Annotated in this window: 14 protein-coding genes; 10 read left to right on the top strand and 4 right to left on the bottom strand. The window is 71.1% G+C overall.

The window, feature by feature from the left end; genetic code table 11:
- Positions 1-45: 45 nt before the first annotated feature.
- From ACFYL6_RS15305 to ACFYL6_RS15265, 9 genes are all read left to right on the top strand, one after another.
- Positions 46-1,668 carry a protein kinase gene (locus ACFYL6_RS15305; protein ID WP_387171505.1) on the top strand — a complete coding sequence of 541 codons (1,623 nt, stop codon included), beginning with the start codon at positions 46-48 and terminating at the stop codon, positions 1,666-1,668.
- Positions 1,669-1,771: 103 nt separating this feature from the next.
- The gene (locus ACFYL6_RS15300) at positions 1,772-2,581 is read left to right on the top strand and encodes a metal-dependent hydrolase (protein ID WP_387171503.1); all 810 of its coding nucleotides are present in this window, start codon (positions 1,772-1,774) and stop codon (positions 2,579-2,581) included.
- Positions 2,578-3,486 carry an amidohydrolase family protein gene (locus ACFYL6_RS15295; RefSeq protein WP_387171501.1) on the top strand — a complete coding sequence of 303 codons (909 nt, stop codon included), beginning with the start codon at positions 2,578-2,580 and terminating at the stop codon, positions 3,484-3,486. The genes ACFYL6_RS15300 and ACFYL6_RS15295 overlap by 4 nt, the downstream gene beginning before the upstream one ends.
- Before the next feature lie 266 nt (positions 3,487-3,752).
- Entirely contained in the window at positions 3,753-4,784 is a 1,032-nt protein-coding gene (locus ACFYL6_RS15290; protein WP_387171779.1) for a LacI family DNA-binding transcriptional regulator, read from the top strand.
- Between the two features lie 76 nt (positions 4,785-4,860).
- Positions 4,861-6,165 (top strand): ABC transporter substrate-binding protein, encoded by a 1,305-nt coding sequence (locus ACFYL6_RS15285; protein ID WP_387171500.1) that lies wholly within the window; start codon positions 4,861-4,863, stop codon positions 6,163-6,165.
- A 67-nt stretch (positions 6,166-6,232) separates the two neighbouring features.
- Positions 6,233-7,201 (top strand): carbohydrate ABC transporter permease, encoded by a 969-nt coding sequence (locus ACFYL6_RS15280; protein WP_387171498.1) that lies wholly within the window; start codon positions 6,233-6,235, stop codon positions 7,199-7,201.
- 1 nt (position 7,202) lies between these two features.
- Complete coding sequence (locus ACFYL6_RS15275) at positions 7,203-8,090, top strand: carbohydrate ABC transporter permease (protein ID WP_387171497.1); 888 nt, start codon at positions 7,203-7,205, stop codon at positions 8,088-8,090.
- Entirely contained in the window at positions 8,087-10,318 is a 2,232-nt protein-coding gene (gene yicI / locus ACFYL6_RS15270; RefSeq protein WP_387171495.1) for an alpha-xylosidase, read from the top strand. Before ACFYL6_RS15275 ends, yicI begins: the two co-directional genes overlap by 4 nt.
- A complete protein-coding gene (locus ACFYL6_RS15265; RefSeq protein WP_387171493.1) occupies positions 10,315-11,724 on the top strand; it encodes a GH1 family beta-glucosidase in 1,410 nt (469 codons plus the stop codon). Before yicI ends, ACFYL6_RS15265 begins: the two co-directional genes overlap by 4 nt.
- A gap of 110 nt (positions 11,725-11,834) precedes the next feature.
- Here the strand turns inward: ACFYL6_RS15265 and ACFYL6_RS15260 are convergent, their stop codons facing one another.
- Complete coding sequence (locus ACFYL6_RS15260; protein ID WP_387171492.1) at positions 11,835-13,025, bottom strand: MFS transporter; 1,191 nt, start codon at positions 13,023-13,025, stop codon at positions 11,835-11,837.
- A 16-nt stretch (positions 13,026-13,041) separates the two neighbouring features.
- Between ACFYL6_RS15260 and ACFYL6_RS15255 the strand changes: the two genes are divergently transcribed.
- Positions 13,042-14,103: a LacI family DNA-binding transcriptional regulator gene (locus ACFYL6_RS15255; protein ID WP_387171490.1), complete on the top strand. Its 1,062-nt coding sequence runs from the start codon at positions 13,042-13,044 to the stop codon at positions 14,101-14,103.
- 77 nt (positions 14,104-14,180) lie between these two features.
- Here the strand turns inward: ACFYL6_RS15255 and ACFYL6_RS15250 are convergent, their stop codons facing one another.
- The 3 genes from ACFYL6_RS15250 to ACFYL6_RS15240 form a co-directional block, all read right to left on the bottom strand.
- Complete coding sequence (locus ACFYL6_RS15250) at positions 14,181-14,939, bottom strand: hypothetical protein (protein WP_387171488.1); 759 nt, start codon at positions 14,937-14,939, stop codon at positions 14,181-14,183.
- A 57-nt stretch (positions 14,940-14,996) separates the two neighbouring features.
- On the bottom strand, positions 14,997-15,590 hold the full coding sequence (locus ACFYL6_RS15245; RefSeq protein WP_238687087.1) for an NTP transferase domain-containing protein: 594 nt from the start codon (positions 15,588-15,590) through the stop codon (positions 14,997-14,999).
- A 171-nt stretch (positions 15,591-15,761) separates the two neighbouring features.
- On the bottom strand, positions 15,762-17,441 hold the full coding sequence (locus ACFYL6_RS15240; RefSeq protein ID WP_387171486.1) for a bifunctional 3'-5' exonuclease/DNA polymerase: 1,680 nt from the start codon (positions 17,439-17,441) through the stop codon (positions 15,762-15,764).
- Positions 17,442-17,443: the final 2 nt, after the last annotated feature.

The following is a 17,443-nucleotide window of genomic DNA, read 5'->3' as shown; positions in this document are numbered from 1 at the left end:
ATCGGTGGCTATCGTGGATCCCGGGGTGACCGAGGGGGAGCGACCGTGCATCAGTTGCTGATCGCGGGTCGGTACCGGCTGCTCGACCTGGTCGGCACCGGCGGAATGGGCCGGGTGTGGCTTGCTCGCGACGAGATGCTGCATCGCGACGTGGCGGTGAAGGAAATCGTGCCGCCGTCCTGGCTGGCCGAGACCGAACGCGAGGAGCTGCGGCTCCGAACCCTGCGTGAGGCACGCACCGCCGCCCGACTCAACCATCCCAACGTGGTCCGCCTCTACGACGTGGTGCACGACCGGGAGAGCCCCTGGATCGTGATGGAGTACGTGCCGTCGCGGTCGGTACAGCAGATCATCAGCGCCGAGGGGCCGCTGAGCCCGCAGCGCACCGCCCGGATCGGGCTGGCGGTGCTCGCCGCGCTCCGGGCCGCGCACGCCGCCGGGGTGCTGCACCGCGACGTGAAGCCGCACAACGTGCTGGTGGCCGACGACGGACGGGTGGTGCTCACCGACTTCGGGCTGGCCACCTTCGACGGCGGTGAGGGTGTGATGACCGGGCCCGGCACGGTGCTCGGCTCACCGCAGTTCGTCGCCCCCGAACGGGCCCGCGAAGGCGTGTCCGACGCCCGCACCGACATGTGGTCGCTGGGCGCGACGCTCTACGCGACGGTCGAGGGGAAGTCACCGTACGCGCGCTCCAGCGCGATGGCGACGCTCAGCGCGCTGGCCACCGAACCGCCGGACCCAATGCGTCGGGCCGGCCCGCTGGGTCCCGTCATCACCGGCCTGTTGCAGCGCGACCCCTGGCGGCGGTTGACCGCCGTCGAGGCGGAACCGTTGCTGCGCAGCGCCGCGGCGAGCCACGACGAGCCCGCCGGTCCGGTCCGGTCCTCGGCGGTGGCGGCGGTCCGCAGCGCCGGCCGGGCCATCGCGCCCCACCCGGTCGAACCGGTGGCCCCGTCGGGCGAGCCGGCGACGCCGACCCCGAGCCCGCGCCGGCCCGGCCGGCGGCGGCGCCTGATCGCCCTGGGTGGTGCGGCCGCCGCGCTGCTCGTCGCGGGAGGCGTCACGCTGGCGCTGGTCACCCGGCACGACGAGCGGACGCCACCGTCCGGCTCGGGTGGTGGCGCGCCGACCTCCCGACCGGCGGCGTTCGCCTGCGCGTCGGCCCCGCCACCGTCGGCGACCCCGGTGGTGTCGGCGTCACCGCCGGCCGACGTGAAGTACGCGCTGCGCGAGGGCTGGACCTGGTACGACGACCCGACCGGGTTTCGGATCGCCGCGCCGGTGGGGTGGGCGCGCTGGACCGAGGGCCCGGTGACCTGCTTCCGGAGATCCGGCGGGTCCCGGGTGCTCAGCGTCGAGGCGGGGCCGGCCCGCGCGGATCCGGTGGCGCACTGGAAGGCCGAGGAGGCTCGGCTGACCGCGAGTGAGGCGCTGCCGGGCTATCGCAAGGTGGACATCTCCGCGATGGACATCTTCGAGGGTGGCGCGGTGTGGGAGTGCGGTTGGCAGAACGCCCTCGGCGTCGCGGTGCACAGTTTCCGGCTGCTGGCCAACACCTCGGCCGACCGCTCCTACACCGTCTCGTGGTTGACAGAAGAGTTCGACTGGCAGGTCAACGCGGCATACTTGCCGATGATCCGGCAGAGCTTCACCCCCACCCTGTGACACCGTCTGATGTGGACCTTCCGGGTGATGCCCCTGCGGCGCCGACGCTGACTACAGTGGCGTAGTTTTGGGCGCTCAAGATCCCTGGGGAGGGTGAGCCGAGATGATGGGACCGCAACACGCGCTGTCTGGCGCGGCGGTGTGGTTGGCGGGCTCCTGGGCACTGGAGCAGTTCGCCGACTACCACCAGTCGCCGCTCGCGTTGGCGGTGGGCACCGCGGTGTGCGCCGGTGGCGCACTCTTTCCCGACCTCGACATGTCGGGCAAGGTCACCAAGAACCAGGGTGGGGCCACCGTGGCCCGTACCTTCGGAGTCTTCTCGCTCTTCGCCGCCGAGGTGATGGAGAAGGTCTCCCTCGGGGTCTACTACGCCACGAAGCTCAGCAGAGACCCACGCCGCAACAACGGGCACCGGACGCTGACCCACACGCTGCCGTTCACCGTGCTGGTCGGCTGGGGCACCACCGCGCTCTGCGCCGCGTACGGCAAGTGGGCGGTCATCACCATCCTGTTCTTCATGTTCGGCCTGGCGCTGCGCGGGCTGTTCGACGAGTGGGCCGAACGGGCCGGCTGGGTGATCATCACCCTCGCCTCGGCCGGCGCGGCCTGGTTCACCTTCGCCAACCTGCCGGGCGGACGCGGCTATCCACTGATCGGCACCGCGCTCGGCGTGGGCTGCTTCGTGCACATCCTGGGCGACATGATCACCCGAGCCGGCGTGCCGATCCTCTGGCCGATCCCGATCAAACGGCGCATGTGGATGATGATCGGCCTGCCGAACAGCATCGCCCTGCGCGTCGGCAGCAAGGCCGAAGTGGTCGGGATGCGCATCGCACTGACCGTCGTCTCCGCGCTCGCGACCGTCGGCCTGATCGCGCCCTCGGTGCTGAGCCGATTCGACATCGACATATGACCGATCCGGCGCCAGTGGTCCCGCCAGCCGAGGACGAACGCGTGCCGGAGTTCTGCCGCTCGCTGGGGCTCCCCGGCCTCGCCGACGTGCACGTGCACTTCCTACCACCGCGACTGCTGCGTCGGGTGTGGGCCTACTTCGACGCCGCCGGACCGCTGGTCGGCACCGAATGGCCGATCCGCTACCGGTGGAGCGACGCCGACCGGGTCGCGCACCTGCGCCGGCTCGGGGTACGGGCGTTCAGCGCATTGGCGTACGCGCACCGGCCGGGCATGGCGGCCGAACTCAACCGCTGGACGCTGGACTTCGCCCGCGACACCCCCGGGTGCCTGGCCTCGGCCACGTTCTACCCCGAGCCGGACGCCCCCGGGTACGTCGAGGCGGCCCTCGCCGAAGGCGCCCGGCTGTTCAAGCTGCACCTGCAGGTCGGCGGTTTCGCGCCGACCGATCCGGCGCTGGACCCGGTATGGGGGATGCTCTCCGACGCGGGTGTGCCGGTGGTGGTGCACGCCGGACACGCGCCGGTGGGGACCGCCCACACCGGCCCGGACCCGTTCGCCGCCCTGCTCGCCCGCCACCCCCGGCTGACCGCCGTGGTGGCGCACCTGGGCGCCCCGGACTACCGCGCCTTTCTGGACCTCGCCGAGACGTACGAGCGGGTCCGGCTGGACACCACAATGGCGTTCACGCCGTTCTTCGACCAGTTCGTCCCCTTCCCCGCCGACGAGTTGCCCCGGCTGCGCGAGCTGGGGCTGGCCGGCAAGGTGCTGCTGGGCAGCGACTTCCCGAACATCCCCTACCCGTACGCCGAGCAGGTGACCGGGCTGGCCCGACTGGACCTGGGCGACGACTGGCTGCGCGCGGTCTGCTGGAACAGCGCCGCCACCCTCTTCAACCTGCCCTGACCCGCACCGCTCCGCGCCGCGATCTTGCACTTTCTGTCCCGACACAAGGTGCATATCCATCCATGTCGGCGACAGGAACTGCAAGATCGGCGCGGTCTGCTCGCTACGCAGGGGCGCCGCGCACCTCCTTGAATTCTTTTCGACATCGGCTATTGACGTCGCCGTAACAGGTGGCCTAGCGTCCTGTCGAACCGCTTCGTCGAAACGCTTCGACGAAGTTCGGGAGCGGTCCCACCCCAGGCCGGAGGAGGTGCGCGGTGGCCACCATGCACGACGTCGCCCGCCTCGCACAGGTCTCGGTCAGCACCGTCTCGTACGTGCTCACCGGCACCCGGCCGATCTCGCAGGCCACCCGCAACAAGGTGCTGGCCGCGATGGCGCAGCTCGACTACCAGCCCAACGCGATGGCCCGTGGGCTGGCCAGTCGCCGTAGCCGGATCCTCGGCCTGCTGATGCCGATGGACGAACGCGGCCTCGGCGCCACCGAGACCGCCTTCGTCACCGGTGCCGCCGCCGCGGCCAGCGTCGCCGGCTACCACCTGGTGCTCTCGCCGGTCGGCGGGGGCGACCTCGACGACCTGCGTCGGCTGGCCAGTCAGCGGATGCTCGACGGGGTCGTGCTGATGGAGGTCCAGCTGGCCGACGAGCGGGTCACCGTGCTCCAGGAGGCGGGGGTGCCGCTGGTGCTGATCGGCCGCACCGGCGACACCAGCACGCTCTCCTACGTCGACATCGACTTCGACCAGACCGTCCGGGAGGCCGTCGCGCACCTGGTCGGCCTCGGGCACCGGCGGATCGTCTACGTCAACCACTCCGCGGCCACGCTGGCCAGCGGTTACGGGCCGGCGCTGCGGACCCGTGACGCCTTCACCGCAGCGATGACCGGGCACGGCCTGGAGCCGGTGATGATCGCGGCCGAGGACAGCGCCGCCGGCGGGCGGGCCGCCCTGGCCGCCGCGTTCGCGCAGGCCCCGGAGCTGACCGCGGTGTTGGCCATGAACGAGACGGCGATCTTCGGCATCCTCGGCGAGTTGACCGGCCGCGGGTTGTCGGTGCCCGACGACGTCTCCGTCGTCTCGATGGTCACCTCACCGCAGGTCGCCGAACTGGCGACCCCGGCGCTGACCGCGATGACGTCACCCGGTTCGGCGCTCGGCCGGATCGCGATCGAGGCGCTGACGCGCCACCTGGATGGCCCCGCCGACCTTCGTCACCAGCAGTTGCTGCCGTGCGCGTTGGAGGTCCGGGGGTCGACCGCCGCGCCCCGAAGCCCTCATCCAATGAGGGCCGATCAGTAAATGGCCCGCCGCCGCGCTGCAACGCGACGACGGGCCCCGTGAAGTACCGGCTAGATACTCAACGAGGAGGATGCTAATGCAGCGATTCCACCGGCTCGTCGCCGCGATCGCCCTGGCCGCGACCGCGACGACCACCGTGGCCGCCTGCGGCGGTGGTGACAGCGGGAACGACAGCGACGCCAAGACCCTCAAGCTCTGGCACTACGAGAGCGAGAACAGCGCCATGGGGGTCGGCTGGAACCGGGCGATCGAGATCTTCAAGTCCGAGCACCCGGGCGTCGAGGTGCGCTTCGAGCGCAAGGCGTTCGAGCAGATCCAGCAGAACGCCGGCATGATCATCAATTCGTCCGAGGGCCCGGACATCATGGAGTACAACAAGGGCAACGCGACCGCCGGGCTGCTCTCCTCCCAGGGCCTGCTGGCCGACCTGAGCAGCGAGGCCGACAAGCGCGGCTGGGCCGGCAAGCTCAGCCCCAGCCTGCAGACCACCGCCCGGTACAGCGACAAGGGCGTGATGGGCTCCGGCAAGTGGTTCGGTGTGCCGAACTACGGCGAGTACGTCACGGTCTACTACAACAAGGACCTGTTCCAGAGCAACGGCGTCAAGGTCCCGACCACCATGGCCGAGATGACCGCCGCGATGGACACGTTCGTCGGCAAGGGCGTCACTCCGCTGGGCATGGCCGGCGCCGAGTACCCGGCCGGGCAGCTCTTCTACCAGCTCGCCCTCTCCAAGGGCGACCGGCAGTTCGTCGACAACTACCAGCTCTACAAGAACCCGGTCGACTTCAAGGCCGACCCGCTCAAGTACGGCGCGGACACCTTCGCCCAGTGGGTGCAGAAGGGCTACGTCGCGAAGAACTCGGCAAGCCTCAAGGCCGAGGACATGGGCACCGCCTTCATCGGCGGCAAGGTTCCGATGATCGTCTCGGGTAGCTGGTGGTACGGCCGGTTCAAGACCGAGATGAAGGCCAACTGGGACACCTTCCTCTTCCCCGGCAACACCCTGCAGGCCGGCTCCTCCGGCAACCTCTGGGTGGTCCCGGAGAACAGCAAGGCCAAGAGCCTGGCCTACGACTTCATCGACATCACCCTGCGTCCGGAGATCCAGGACCTGATCGGCAACAACGGTGGTGTTCCGGTCGCCGCCGACGCGTCGAAGATCAGCGACCCGAAGGACCGCAAGCTGATCGAGGACTTCAACACGGTCAGCAAGTCCGACGGGCTCGCCTTCTACCCGGACTGGCCGGTCCCCGGCTACTACGACGTGCTGGTCTCCGGCTTCCAGGGTCTGATCAACGGCTCGAAGACGCCCGACCAGGTCCTCGACACGATCGCCAAGCCGTACGCCGATGGCGTCAAGGAGATCACCGGCAAGTGACACGGCGAGCGGCGGGCGCGACCGGCAGGACCGGCGCGCCCGCCCGCCCCGCCGGGAAGGATCTTCCATGGCAGTCTCCGAGACGGTCGCCGCCACACCGCCGGCCGCGACTCCCACCCCGCCCGCGCCGAGCCGCAGGAGCCGCGGCCGCAACGCGGCGTACTGGCTCTACCTGCTCCCCGGAGCGGTGCTCTTTCTCCTGGTCATCGGCGCGCCGCTGGTCGGCACCCTCTACCTGTCGCTGACCAAGTGGTCCGGCATCGGCGACCCCCGGTGGGTCGGCCTGGACAACTACCAGCAGTTGCTGCACGACGACGTGTTCTGGGCGTCCTTCCGCAACACGGTCTGGATGCTCGTCGCGATGGTGGTGGTGCCTACCCTGCTCGGGCTGCTGCTCGCCGCTGTGCTCTTCGACGTCATCGGCCGCCGGTTCAAGCCCCGCACCGCCGCCGCGCTGCGGGCCGCGTTCTACCTCCCGCAGGTGCTGCCCGTCGTGGTGGCCGGCATCGTCTGGGGCTGGATCCTGCGCCCCGACGGCGCGTTCAACAGCCTCCTCGACGCGGTCGGTCTCGGCGCGCTGCGCCACGACTGGCTCGGTGACCCGGGTACCGCCCTGCCGGCGGTGATGGCCGTAATGATCTGGGTGCAGATCGGCTACCCGGTGGTCGTCTTCATGGCGGCGTTGCAGCGGGTCGACCCCGAGCTGTACGAGGCGGCCGAGGTCGACGGCGCGAACTGGCTGCACCGGTTCCGGGCGATCACCCTTCCGCAGATCCGGCCGGAGACCTTCGTGGTGGCCCTGACCTGCACCATCGCCGCGTTGAAGGTGTTCGGGCCGATCTTCGCCCTGACCCGGGGCGGCCCGGACAACGCCACGAACGTGCCGTCCTACTTCGCCTACTACACGTTCTTCAAGAAGCTGCAGGTCGGCTACGGCTCCGCGATCTCCATGGTGCTGACACTGATCATCGTGGTGGTGGCCGGGGTCTTCATCTGGATGCAGGCCCGCAGCGAGCGCCGGGACCGGGGGTTCTGACATGGCCGTCACACTCACACCGAGCGCCGCGCCGGTGACGCCGGCCCGGCCGGTACGCGATCGACACCACCGCGGCGTCAGCCGCTGGGTGGTGCTCGCCCTGGTCACCCTCGGCGCGCTCGTCATGCTGGTGCCGTTCGCGTTCATGCTGCTCAACGCGTTCAAGTCGCCCGGCGACTACTCGTCGGGCGGCCCGCTGAGCTGGCCGACGGAGTTCTACACCAAGGGTCTGCGCACGTACTGGACCGAGGTGAACTTCCCGCTGAAGTTCTGGAACTCGGCGGTCATCGCCGGCTCGGTGGCCGTGCTCGGCGTCGCCGTGTCACTGCTCAACGCGTACGCCCTGGGCATCGGCCGGGTGCGCGGCCGGCTGTGGATCGTCGGTCTCTTCCTGCTGGCCAACATGCTGCCGCAGGAGGCGCTGATCTACCCGCTGTACTACGTGGCGAAGCAGGTCGGCCTCTACAACACCCAGCTCTCGGTGATCATCATCTTCACCGTGATCCAGAGCGCGTTCGGCACCTACCTGCTCGCCTCGGTGCTGGGCACGTTCCCGCGCTCGCTGCTGGAGGCCGCCGCGCTGGACGGCGCCGGCAAGTGGACGGTGCTCTGGCGGGTGGTCTTCCCCAACCTGCGGCCCACCCTCGCGGTGCTGCTCATCTTCTTCTTCATCTGGACGTGGAACGAGTTCCTCATCCCGCTGGTCATGCTGATCGACAACCAGACGCAGACCATTCCGGTCGCGCTCGCCTCGTTGCAGGGCGACCGGCTGATGGACGCTCCGACCACCAACGCCGGCGCGCTGATCAGCCTGGTGCCGGCCATCCTCTTCTTCCTCATCTTCCAGCGCACTCTGGCGCGCGGCATCACGGCAGGAGCCGAGAAGTGAAGTTCACCGACGGGTACTGGCAGCTGCGCCCCGGCGTCAGCGTCCTGCGCCCCGGCACCGTGGAGTCGGTCGAGCCGGACGAGCGCGGCTTCACCGTCTTCGCACCGACCGGTCAGATCACCGGACGCGGCGACACCCTCAACCGCCCGGTGGTCACCGTCCGGTTCTTCTCCCCCGCCCCCGGCGTCATCGGGGTGACCATCGCCCACCACACCGGAGGGCTGCCCCGCGAGCCGCACTTCGGGCTGAACACCGACGAGACACACCCGGTCACCATCGACGTCACCGGGCTCAGCGCGACGCTGACCACCGGCGAGCTGACCGCGCGGGTCGCGCTCATCGACGGGTGGCGGGTCGACTTCCTGCACGGCGATCGGCTGGTCACCGCGTCCACCGCGCGCAGCATCGGCGTCGTCACCGACGCCGAGGGCCGCCGGCACGTACACGAACGGCTCGCCCTCGGTGTCGGTGAGACGGTGTACGGGCTGGGCGAGCGCTTCGGCCCGTTCGTCAAGAACGGGCAGACCGTCGACATCTGGAACGCCGACGGGGGCACCGCCAGCGAGCAGGCGTACAAGAACGTGCCGTTCTACCTGAGCAGCGCCGGGTACGGGGTGTTCGTGGACCACCCGGAGCACGTGTCGTTCGAGGTCGGTTCCGAGGTCGTCACGCAGACCCAGTTCAGCGTCGAGGGCCAGTCGCTCACCTACTACGTCATCGACGGGCCCCACCCGAAGGACGTGCTGCGCCGCTACACCGCCCTCACCGGCCGCCCGGCCCGGATCCCCGCGTGGTCGTACGGCCTCTGGTTGTCCACGTCGTTCACCACCTCGTACGACGAGAAGACGGTGACCGAGTTCGTCGACGGGATGGCCGAGCGTGGGCTGCCGCTGTCGGTGTTCCACTTCGACTGCTTCTGGATGCGTCAGTTCCACTGGGTCGACTTCGTCTGGGACCCGGCGACCTTCCCCGACCCGGAGGGGATGCTGCGCCGGCTGCACGAGCGTGACCTGAAGGTGTGCGTCTGGATCAACCCGTACATCGCGCAGCGCTCGTACCTCTTCGAGGAGGGCCGCGCGGCCGGTTACCTGGTCCGCAACCCCGACGGTTCGGTCTGGCAGTGGGACAAGTGGCAGGCCGGCATGGCGCTCGTCGACTTCACCAACCCGGACGCGGTCCGCTGGTTCACCGGCAAGCTCAAGGCGCTGCTGGACATGGGCGTCGACTGCTTCAAGACCGACTTCGGCGAGCGCATCCCGACCGACGTGGTGTGGCACGACGGCTCGGACCCGCAGCGTATGCACAACTACTACTCGTACCTCTACAACAAGGCGGTCTTCGAGCTGCTGGAGACCGAGCGCGGTGAGGGCGAGGCGGTGCTGTTCGCCCGCTCGGCCACCGCCGGCGGGCAGCAGTTCCCGGTGCACTGGGGCGGCGACTGCGAGTCGACGTTCGTCGCGATGGCCGAGTCGCTGCGCGGCGGGTTGTCGCTGGCGGCGTCCGGCTTCGGCTACTGGAGCCACGACATCGGCGGCTTCGAGGGCACCCCCGACCCGGCGGTGTTCAAGCGCTGGGTCGCCTTCGGGCTGCTCTCCTCGCACTCCCGGCTGCACGGGTCCGGCTCGTACCGGGTGCCGTGGGCGTACGACGAGGAGGCCGTCGACGTGCTGCGGCACTTCACCCACCTCAAGCTCGGCCTGATGCCGTACCTGGCGGCCGCCGCCCAGGAGGCACACCGCGACGGGACGCCTGTGATGCGGCCGATGTTCCTGGAGTTCCCGGACGACCCGGCGACGACGCACCTGGACCGGCAGTACATGCTCGGCCCGGACGTGCTGGTCGCCCCGGTGCTCAGCGCCGACGGCGACGTCACGTACTACGTACCCGCCGGCACCTGGACGCACCTGGTCACCGGCGCGCAGGTCACCGGCCCGGCGTGGGTGACCGAGAAGCACGGCTTCGACAGCCTGCCGGTGCTGGCCCGACCGGGCGCGGTCATCCCGTTCGGCTCGCGCACCGACCGACCGGACTACGAGTGGGCCGACGATGTGCGGCTGCGGGTGTACGCACCGACCGAGGGGCAGCGGACCCGGGTACGGGTACCGTCACCCGGCAACGGACCGGGCGCCGAGTTCGACGTGCGCTACGAGGGTGGGACGGCCAGCGCCGAACTGGTCGCCGGCACCTCGACGGGCTACATCTGCGAGATCCAGGGGACGGAACGATGACGCAACACCACTTCCCGGAGAGCTTCGTCTGGGGCTCGGCGACCGCCGCGTACCAGATCGAGGGCGCGGCGACCGAGGACGGGCGCGGACCGTCCATCTGGGACACCTACAGCCACACGCCCGGCCGGACCCTCAACGGTGACACCGGTGACGTGGCCGCCGACCACTACCACCGGTGGGCCGACGACCTCGGGCACATCGCCGACCTCGGGCTCGGGGCGTACCGGTTCTCCATCTCCTGGCCCCGGGTGCAGCCGGGCGGCTCGGGCCGGTTCAACCAGGCGGGCATCGACTTCTACTCGCGGCTGGTGGACGGGCTGCTGGAGCGGGGCGTCCGCCCGGTCGCGACCATGTACCACTGGGACCTGCCGCAGGAGTTGGAGGACGCCGGCGGGTGGGCGGCGCGGGAGACCGCGTTGCGCTTCCAGGAGTACGCGGCGGGCATCGTCGGCGCGCTGGGCGACCGGGTGCACACCTGGACGACGCTCAACGAGCCGTGGTGCTCCGCGTACCTGGGCTACGCCTCCGGCGTGCACGCGCCGGGTCGGACCGAGCCGGCGGCGGCGCTGGCCGCGGTGCACCACCTCAACCTCGCGCACGGCCTGGCCGGCCGGGTGGTCCGGGAGCTGGCCCCGTCCGCCGAGCTGTCGGTGACACTGAACCTGCACGTGATTCGGGGCGCGTCCGACTCGGCCGCCGACCAGGACGCGGTCCGGCGGATCGACGCGTTGGCGAACCGGGCGTTCCTCGGCCCGATGCTGGACGGGGAGTACCCGGCCGACCTGTTGGCCGACACCGCCTCCGTCACCGACTGGTCGTTCGTCCGCGAGGGCGACGAGAAGCTGATCGCGGTGCCGCTGGACGTGCTCGGGGTCAACTACTACTCCAGCACCCTGGTCCGGGCCTGGGACGGGGTGTCGGCCCGCTCCGACGCCGACGGGCACGGCGCGTCGACGTCCACGCCGTGGGTCGCCGCGGACAACGTCGACTTCCTGCCGCAGCCCGGCCCGTACACGGCGATGGGTTGGAACATCGACCCGCCGGCGCTGACCGAGCTGCTGCTGCGCCTCCAGCGCGAATACCCCAGCCAGCCCATGATGATCACCGAGAACGGCGCGGCGTTCGACGATGTGGTGTCGGCCGACGGCCGGATCCACGACGACCGGCGGATCGACTACCTGCGTCGCCACATCGGCGCGATGGCCGACGCCCGCGCGCAGGGCGCGGACGTCCGCGGCTACTTCGTCTGGTCGTTGCTGGACAACTTCGAGTGGGGCTACGGCTACGACCGTCGCTTCGGGATCATCCGGGTCGACTACGACACCCAGGTACGCACCTGGAAGGACAGCGCCCACTGGTACCAGCGCCTCGCCGCCACCGGTGAGCTGGACCAGGCGCAGGACTGACCGACCGATTGCGCGTCGCCGTCACCCGCCCGTTCAGGGTTGGTGGCGGCGACGTCGTTCCGGCACCCCGACCGCCACGCACCCGACTGTCACCGGGAACGGCGTCCGTCTCAGGCGTTGCTGCGGCGGGCACGAAGCCCGCCCCACAGCATCAGGAGGCAGATGCCGATCAGTACCGGCTCGAGGGCGAAGGCGGTGACCAGCCCGTACTGGTCCGCCAGGCTGCCGAGCAGGAAGGGCGAGACGCCGGCGACCACGCCGAGGATCAGTTGCGAGCGGGCGTTGGCCCGGTCCTCGTGTCCGCCGGCCGCGCCGAGGGTGAGGGCGAGCGAGAGTGGATAGAGATTCGCGATTCCCAGCCCGCACAGGAACAGCCCGAGGACGGCGAGGAACGGCTGGTCGGTCAGCCAGAACAGGACGAAACTGGGGCCGGTGACCGCCAGTGAGGCGTACAGCAACACGACACCGCGACCGGGACGGCGGGTCAGCCGCGCGCCGAGCAGGCGCCCGATCAGGATACCGAGGTAGTTGCTGCTCAGCGCGGTGCTGGCGGCGGTGGCGGACATGCCGGCGTGGATGAGCATCTGGGGTCCGAAGTACACCAGGCAGAACTCGATCGCCGAACTGACCGCGGTCAGTACGGCGAACAGCCAGCAGGCCAGCGGCAAGCCTCCGGCGCCCTTCGCCGCGGCGGGCTGAGGCACCGCCGGTAGCGGTTGGTGGCGGTAGCGCAGGTACAGCACCAGGAGGACGGCGGCCGGCAACGCGAACGTGGCGCGCCAGCCCACCGCGCTGGCCGCCAGCACGCCGAGGATCAGCGGGGCGAACACCGCGGAGGCGCCCGCGCCCACGTTGGCCTCGGTCAACGCCCGGTCGCGCCGATCACCGTGTCGGTCGGACAGAACCGCCTGAACCACGGTGAGCATCGTGGTCCCGGCAAGGCCGAGCACCACGGCTCCGAGCAGGGTGGCCGGCACGGCCCCGCCAAGGGTGAACAGACCCGCACCGACGACCGTGGCGAGGGCCGAGCACCACAACAGCACACCCCTGGCCAGACGGCGAGCCGCCCACACGAACCCCATCGCGGCGAGGGCAGCGCCGGTCGCCAGGAGGAGTTCGTAGACGCCGAGCAGGGTGTAGGAAAACCCCCACTCCTCGCGCAGGAGGGTCAGCGCCGGCCCGAAGGCGTACAGCCAGAACGTCCAGCAACCCAGGGCGGCGTACGACAGCACGGTCGGCGCATCCCGTACGAACGTCTCGGTCTCGGTCGCGGCCTGCCGCCGCGTTGTGTATCGATACACAGATAGAGTCTGTGCCATGACCCGCCCCGCAGGCAACCCCAGGCGGCCGACGCTGCGCCAGGTGGCAAGCGCTGCCGGCGTCTCGCCGATGACGGTTTCCTACACCTACTCCCAGCCGGGAAGGGTTTCCGCGGAGACTGCGGAGAAGGTGCGCGCGGCAGCGCGGAAGCTGGGCTATCCCGGGCCGCACCCAGCGGCCCGCGGGTTGCGCCGTGGGCGGGTCGGCACGCTCGGCGTCGTGCTCGGTGAGCGGTTGAGCTATGCCTTCGACGATCCGCAGGCGGCACGCTTTCTTGCCGGGGTCTCCGACGTGTGCGCCGCCGAAGGCGTCGGACTCACCCTGGTCCCGATCACGGGCGCACCCTCCGACGCCGAGCGCGTCGCGCAGGCAGCCGTGGACGGCTTCGTCGTCTGGACCACCAGCGACGACGACCCGGTTCTGGACGCCGTCGCCGACACCGGCCTGCCCGCGGTGGTGCACGCCGGCCCGCACCGGCGGGACCTACCGGTGATCGGCATCGATGACCGGGCCGCTGCCGCCGCGGTCGGACGGGTGGCCTTCGCCGAGGCCCGACGCCCGCTCGTGCTCGGCTTTCCGCTCGATCGGAGCCGCGCCCGCCACCTGCTCACCGGCGACGAGGAGCCGGAGGTGAGGTTTCCGGTGACCCGGCACCGGTGGGAGGGGTTCCGGGACGCCTGGACCCACTCGGGTCAGCGAGTCGAGGACCTGCGACTGGCCGTCTGTCCGATCAACCACATCGCCGAGGGCGAGACCTTCGTCGCCGAACTGCTCCGGGGCACCGACCCACCGGACGCCATCGCCGCGATGAGCGACGAACTCGCCCTGGGTGCGCTGCGCGCCGTGGCGAGCGCCGGCCTACGCGTCCCCGACGACGTCGCATTGACGGGCTGGGACGATTCCGACGCGGCTACGGACGCCGGACTGACCACCCTGGCACAGTCCCTGCGCGAGCAGGGCGCGCACTGTGCCCGTACGGCGCTGGGACGCCCCGCCACGGCATCAACACGCCACGATTGGCGCGTCGTGGTGCGCGCGACCACCCGCCGCCAGACCTGATTCGGACCGCGCCCCGCCGCGGTGGCCAAGCGGCTGGCCGGTCGGCTCGACCCGCAGCCGCCGGGGAGGCACCGCGATCACGGTCGGGGCAGGTCGGCGCAGAGCCTGCTCGGGAACGTCGGCTCGGTGGCGCGGACATCTCCACAGCCGGCCCTCGTCGAGTTGGCGATCGTCGCCCAGCCGCCCTGGCCGGCCCACCGCAGGAAGTACCGGCGAACGTTGACCGACGCGTCGCAGCCGGGCCGCGCCTCAGCACCGCACGGCACCGGATCGAACGGGACCGTCATGACCAACCAGGTGCCGTCGCAGCCCTCGACCGATCCGGTGGAGTGCCGGGAGACGTCCATGCCGCGGACCGCGACGCTGACCCACGCCGGGTCGCAGCGGTCCGTCGGCATCGGATCGCAACCGAACGTCGGGTCGCAGCGGTGGTACTCGGCGCCGTCGCGTTTCCAGGGCTCCTGGTTCAACACGACGACCCGGCCGGCGATCTGCCCCGGCGCTGTCAACGTCACCTCGCCCGGCGTGTGGGTGGGGCAGGCCCCGACCACCTCGGACAGGCGCGAATCCTGCACCACGTTGGCGTAAACGCGGTTGTTCTCCTCGGTGAAGTAGGTGATTCGCGGGTTCCGGGAGCAACCGTCGGCGTCGCCCAGCAGCGCCACGGTCAGCACGAGCGCGCGCGGGTCCGCGCTGACCCGGACGGCCGTGACATCAGCCTGGTAAGTGACCCAACCGTCGTCCGCGGCTGGGCCGGCCCGCACGGGCACTTCGCCCGGCCTGGCGCAGCTGACGAGCGCGGCCAGGCACAGCAGAGCGGTGACGAGTCGACGCATGGCAACGAGTATCGCCGCTGGACGGCCCGACGCATCCGTACGGATACCCAGTCCGCCTCAGACCCCGACGCGCTGCGGCGGGACCGTCAGGCCGTACATCTCCATCAGCTCCGGGGTGTCGACCCGGCTGCCGTCGGCCACCGAGTCGCAGGCGATGTCGACGATCTGGTCCTTGTGCGCCAACAGGTACGGTCGGGCACCCACGTCGGCGCTGGCCAGGGTGGCGATGCCGGGCCAGTGCCGGCGACCGAACAGCATCGGGTAGCCGCGCAACCCGTCGTAGGTGGCGCAGACCAGCACGTCCGGGTACGGCAGCGCGGCCACCCGGCTGACCGCCTCGGCGGTCAGGCCCGGCATGTCGACCGGGACCACCACCACCGCCTCGATCCCCTCGTCGTCCATGGCGGCCAGGCCGGCCCGGATGGACGAGCCGACTCCGGTGCCCCACGCCTTGTTGATCACAACGGTGGCCTTGCCCAGGTCGGCGGTCTCCTGGACCTGCTCGGCGGCGGCACCCAGGACGACCACGATCTGCTCGCAGCCCGCCTCGGTCATCGTGTCGATCATCTGGTTGACCAGGGGTTTATCGCCCTGGTGCAGCAGCGCCTCGGGACCACCGATCCGTCGTCCCCCGCCTGCGGCGATGATCATTCCTGCGATCCCGTTCAGCTGCGCCCCCTCCAGCACGGGACGGACCGTGACCGATCCATCCCCTCCTACGGACACTGCAACGAGGACGGCCAGCCGGGGGTGGCGGGGCGAAAAGGAGAAATAGCACAACCGTTACACGACCGGCATCTCCCGACGCGGACACTCCGTCGGTCAGACCGCGTCGGCGTAGCAGTCGACGATGGACAGATCCAGCGGAAACCGGACCGGCGTCGCACCGAAGAGCAGCGCCGAGGCGCGCTCGCCGGACCGGTTGACCGCCTCCGCGACCGCGTCCGCCTGACCGGCGGGCGCGTGCACGACCACCTCGTCATGCTGGAAGAAGACCAACTCGGCGTCGGTGCCGGACAACTCCGTCCGCAACGTGGCCAGCAACGTGGACGCCCACTCCGCCGCCGTGGCCTGGATGACGAAGTTGCGGGTGAAGCGCCCCCGGGACCGGGCGGCACGCGCCCGTGGACTGTGCGGATCTGCCGCCCCCTCCGAAGCGGAGGGCTCGTCGTCGAGATCACCGAACCCGGCCGAGCCGGGCGGGCACGTCCGCCCCAGCCACGACCGCACCAGCCCACCCGTCTCACCGGTGCGCGCGGCCGCCTCGACGTAACCGAACGCCGTCGGGTAGCTGCGCTTCAGCACCGCCAACGCGGGCACCGCCGCCCCGCCGGTCTGCCCGTACATCGCCCCGAGCAGGGCCACCTTGGCCTTGGCCCGGTCGCCGCCGAACGAGTCCCGGGCCAGGGCCGCGTAGAGGTCGCCGGCGCCGCCCGCCGCCGCCAACCGGGCGTCGCCGGAGACCGCGGCCAGCACCCGAGGCTCCAACTGGCCGGCGTCGGCGACCACCAACCGCCAGCCCGGATCGGCCACCACCGCCCGCCGGATCACCTTGGGAATCTGCAACGCGCCACCACCCCGGGTGGCCCACCGGCCGGAGACGACACCACCCGGCACGTACTCCGGTTGGAACCGGCCACCCCGCACCCACTGATCGAGCCAGGCCCAGCCGTGCGCCGTCCAGATCCGATAGAGCTCCTTGTATTCCAGCACCAGCGGCACCGCCGGATGGTCCACCCCGCGCAGCACCCAGGCCCGGGTGTTGGGCAGCTCCACCCCGACCCGGGCGAACGCCTTCAGCAGCTCGGCCGGGGAGTCCGTGTGCAGGCCGCGTACGCCGAGCGCGTCGGCGATCCGGGCGGCCAACTCGGCGAGTCGGCGTGGCGGCCCACCGACCGGGGAAGCCTCACCGAGCAGCTCGTGCAGGATCTCGTTGTGCACGTCGGCCCGCCAGGGCAGCCCGGCGACGCCCATCTCCACCGCGATCAGCGCGCCGGCCGACTCGGCGGCCACCAGCAGCCGGAACCGGCCGGGGTGCTCGGTCGCCGCGACACGGGCGAGCTGGTCGGCGTACACCTGGGTCAGTGCCTCGATGCCCGGGCCCGGCGGACCGGGCAGGGTGTCGAAGAGCGCGCCCTGCCCGTGCCCGGGCGGCGCGGCGGCGCGCGGCGGCGGGTCCGGCGGCACCGCCGCGCCGGTCAGCCGGGCCCACGCGGCGGCCAGCGAGCGAGGCTCGCCCCAGCGGCCCGCGTGCCCGAGCAGCAACGCCTCGGTCAACTCCACGTCGTGACACCGATCGACCCGGACGCCGGCGCGCAGCAGCGTCGGGTAGACCGCCACGGCGCTCGACCAGACCCAGCGCGGGTGCGCGGCGGCCTCGCGGGCGGCGACCGCGGCGACCAGATCGGTGACGGCCTCGGGCGGGCCGGTCGGCCGGCCGGCGGCGTCCAGCGGGCACAGCACTCCCCCACCCCGCTCGTCGGACACCACCGCCACCAGCACGA

Origin of the sequence: Micromonospora sp. NPDC007208 (assembly GCF_042869175.1) — a bacterium.
Lineage (GTDB): Bacteria > Actinomycetota > Actinomycetes > Mycobacteriales > Micromonosporaceae > Micromonospora > Micromonospora foliorum.
The sequence above is the reverse complement of the archived record's forward strand: the minus strand, read 5'-3'. Positions and strand labels throughout refer to the sequence as shown.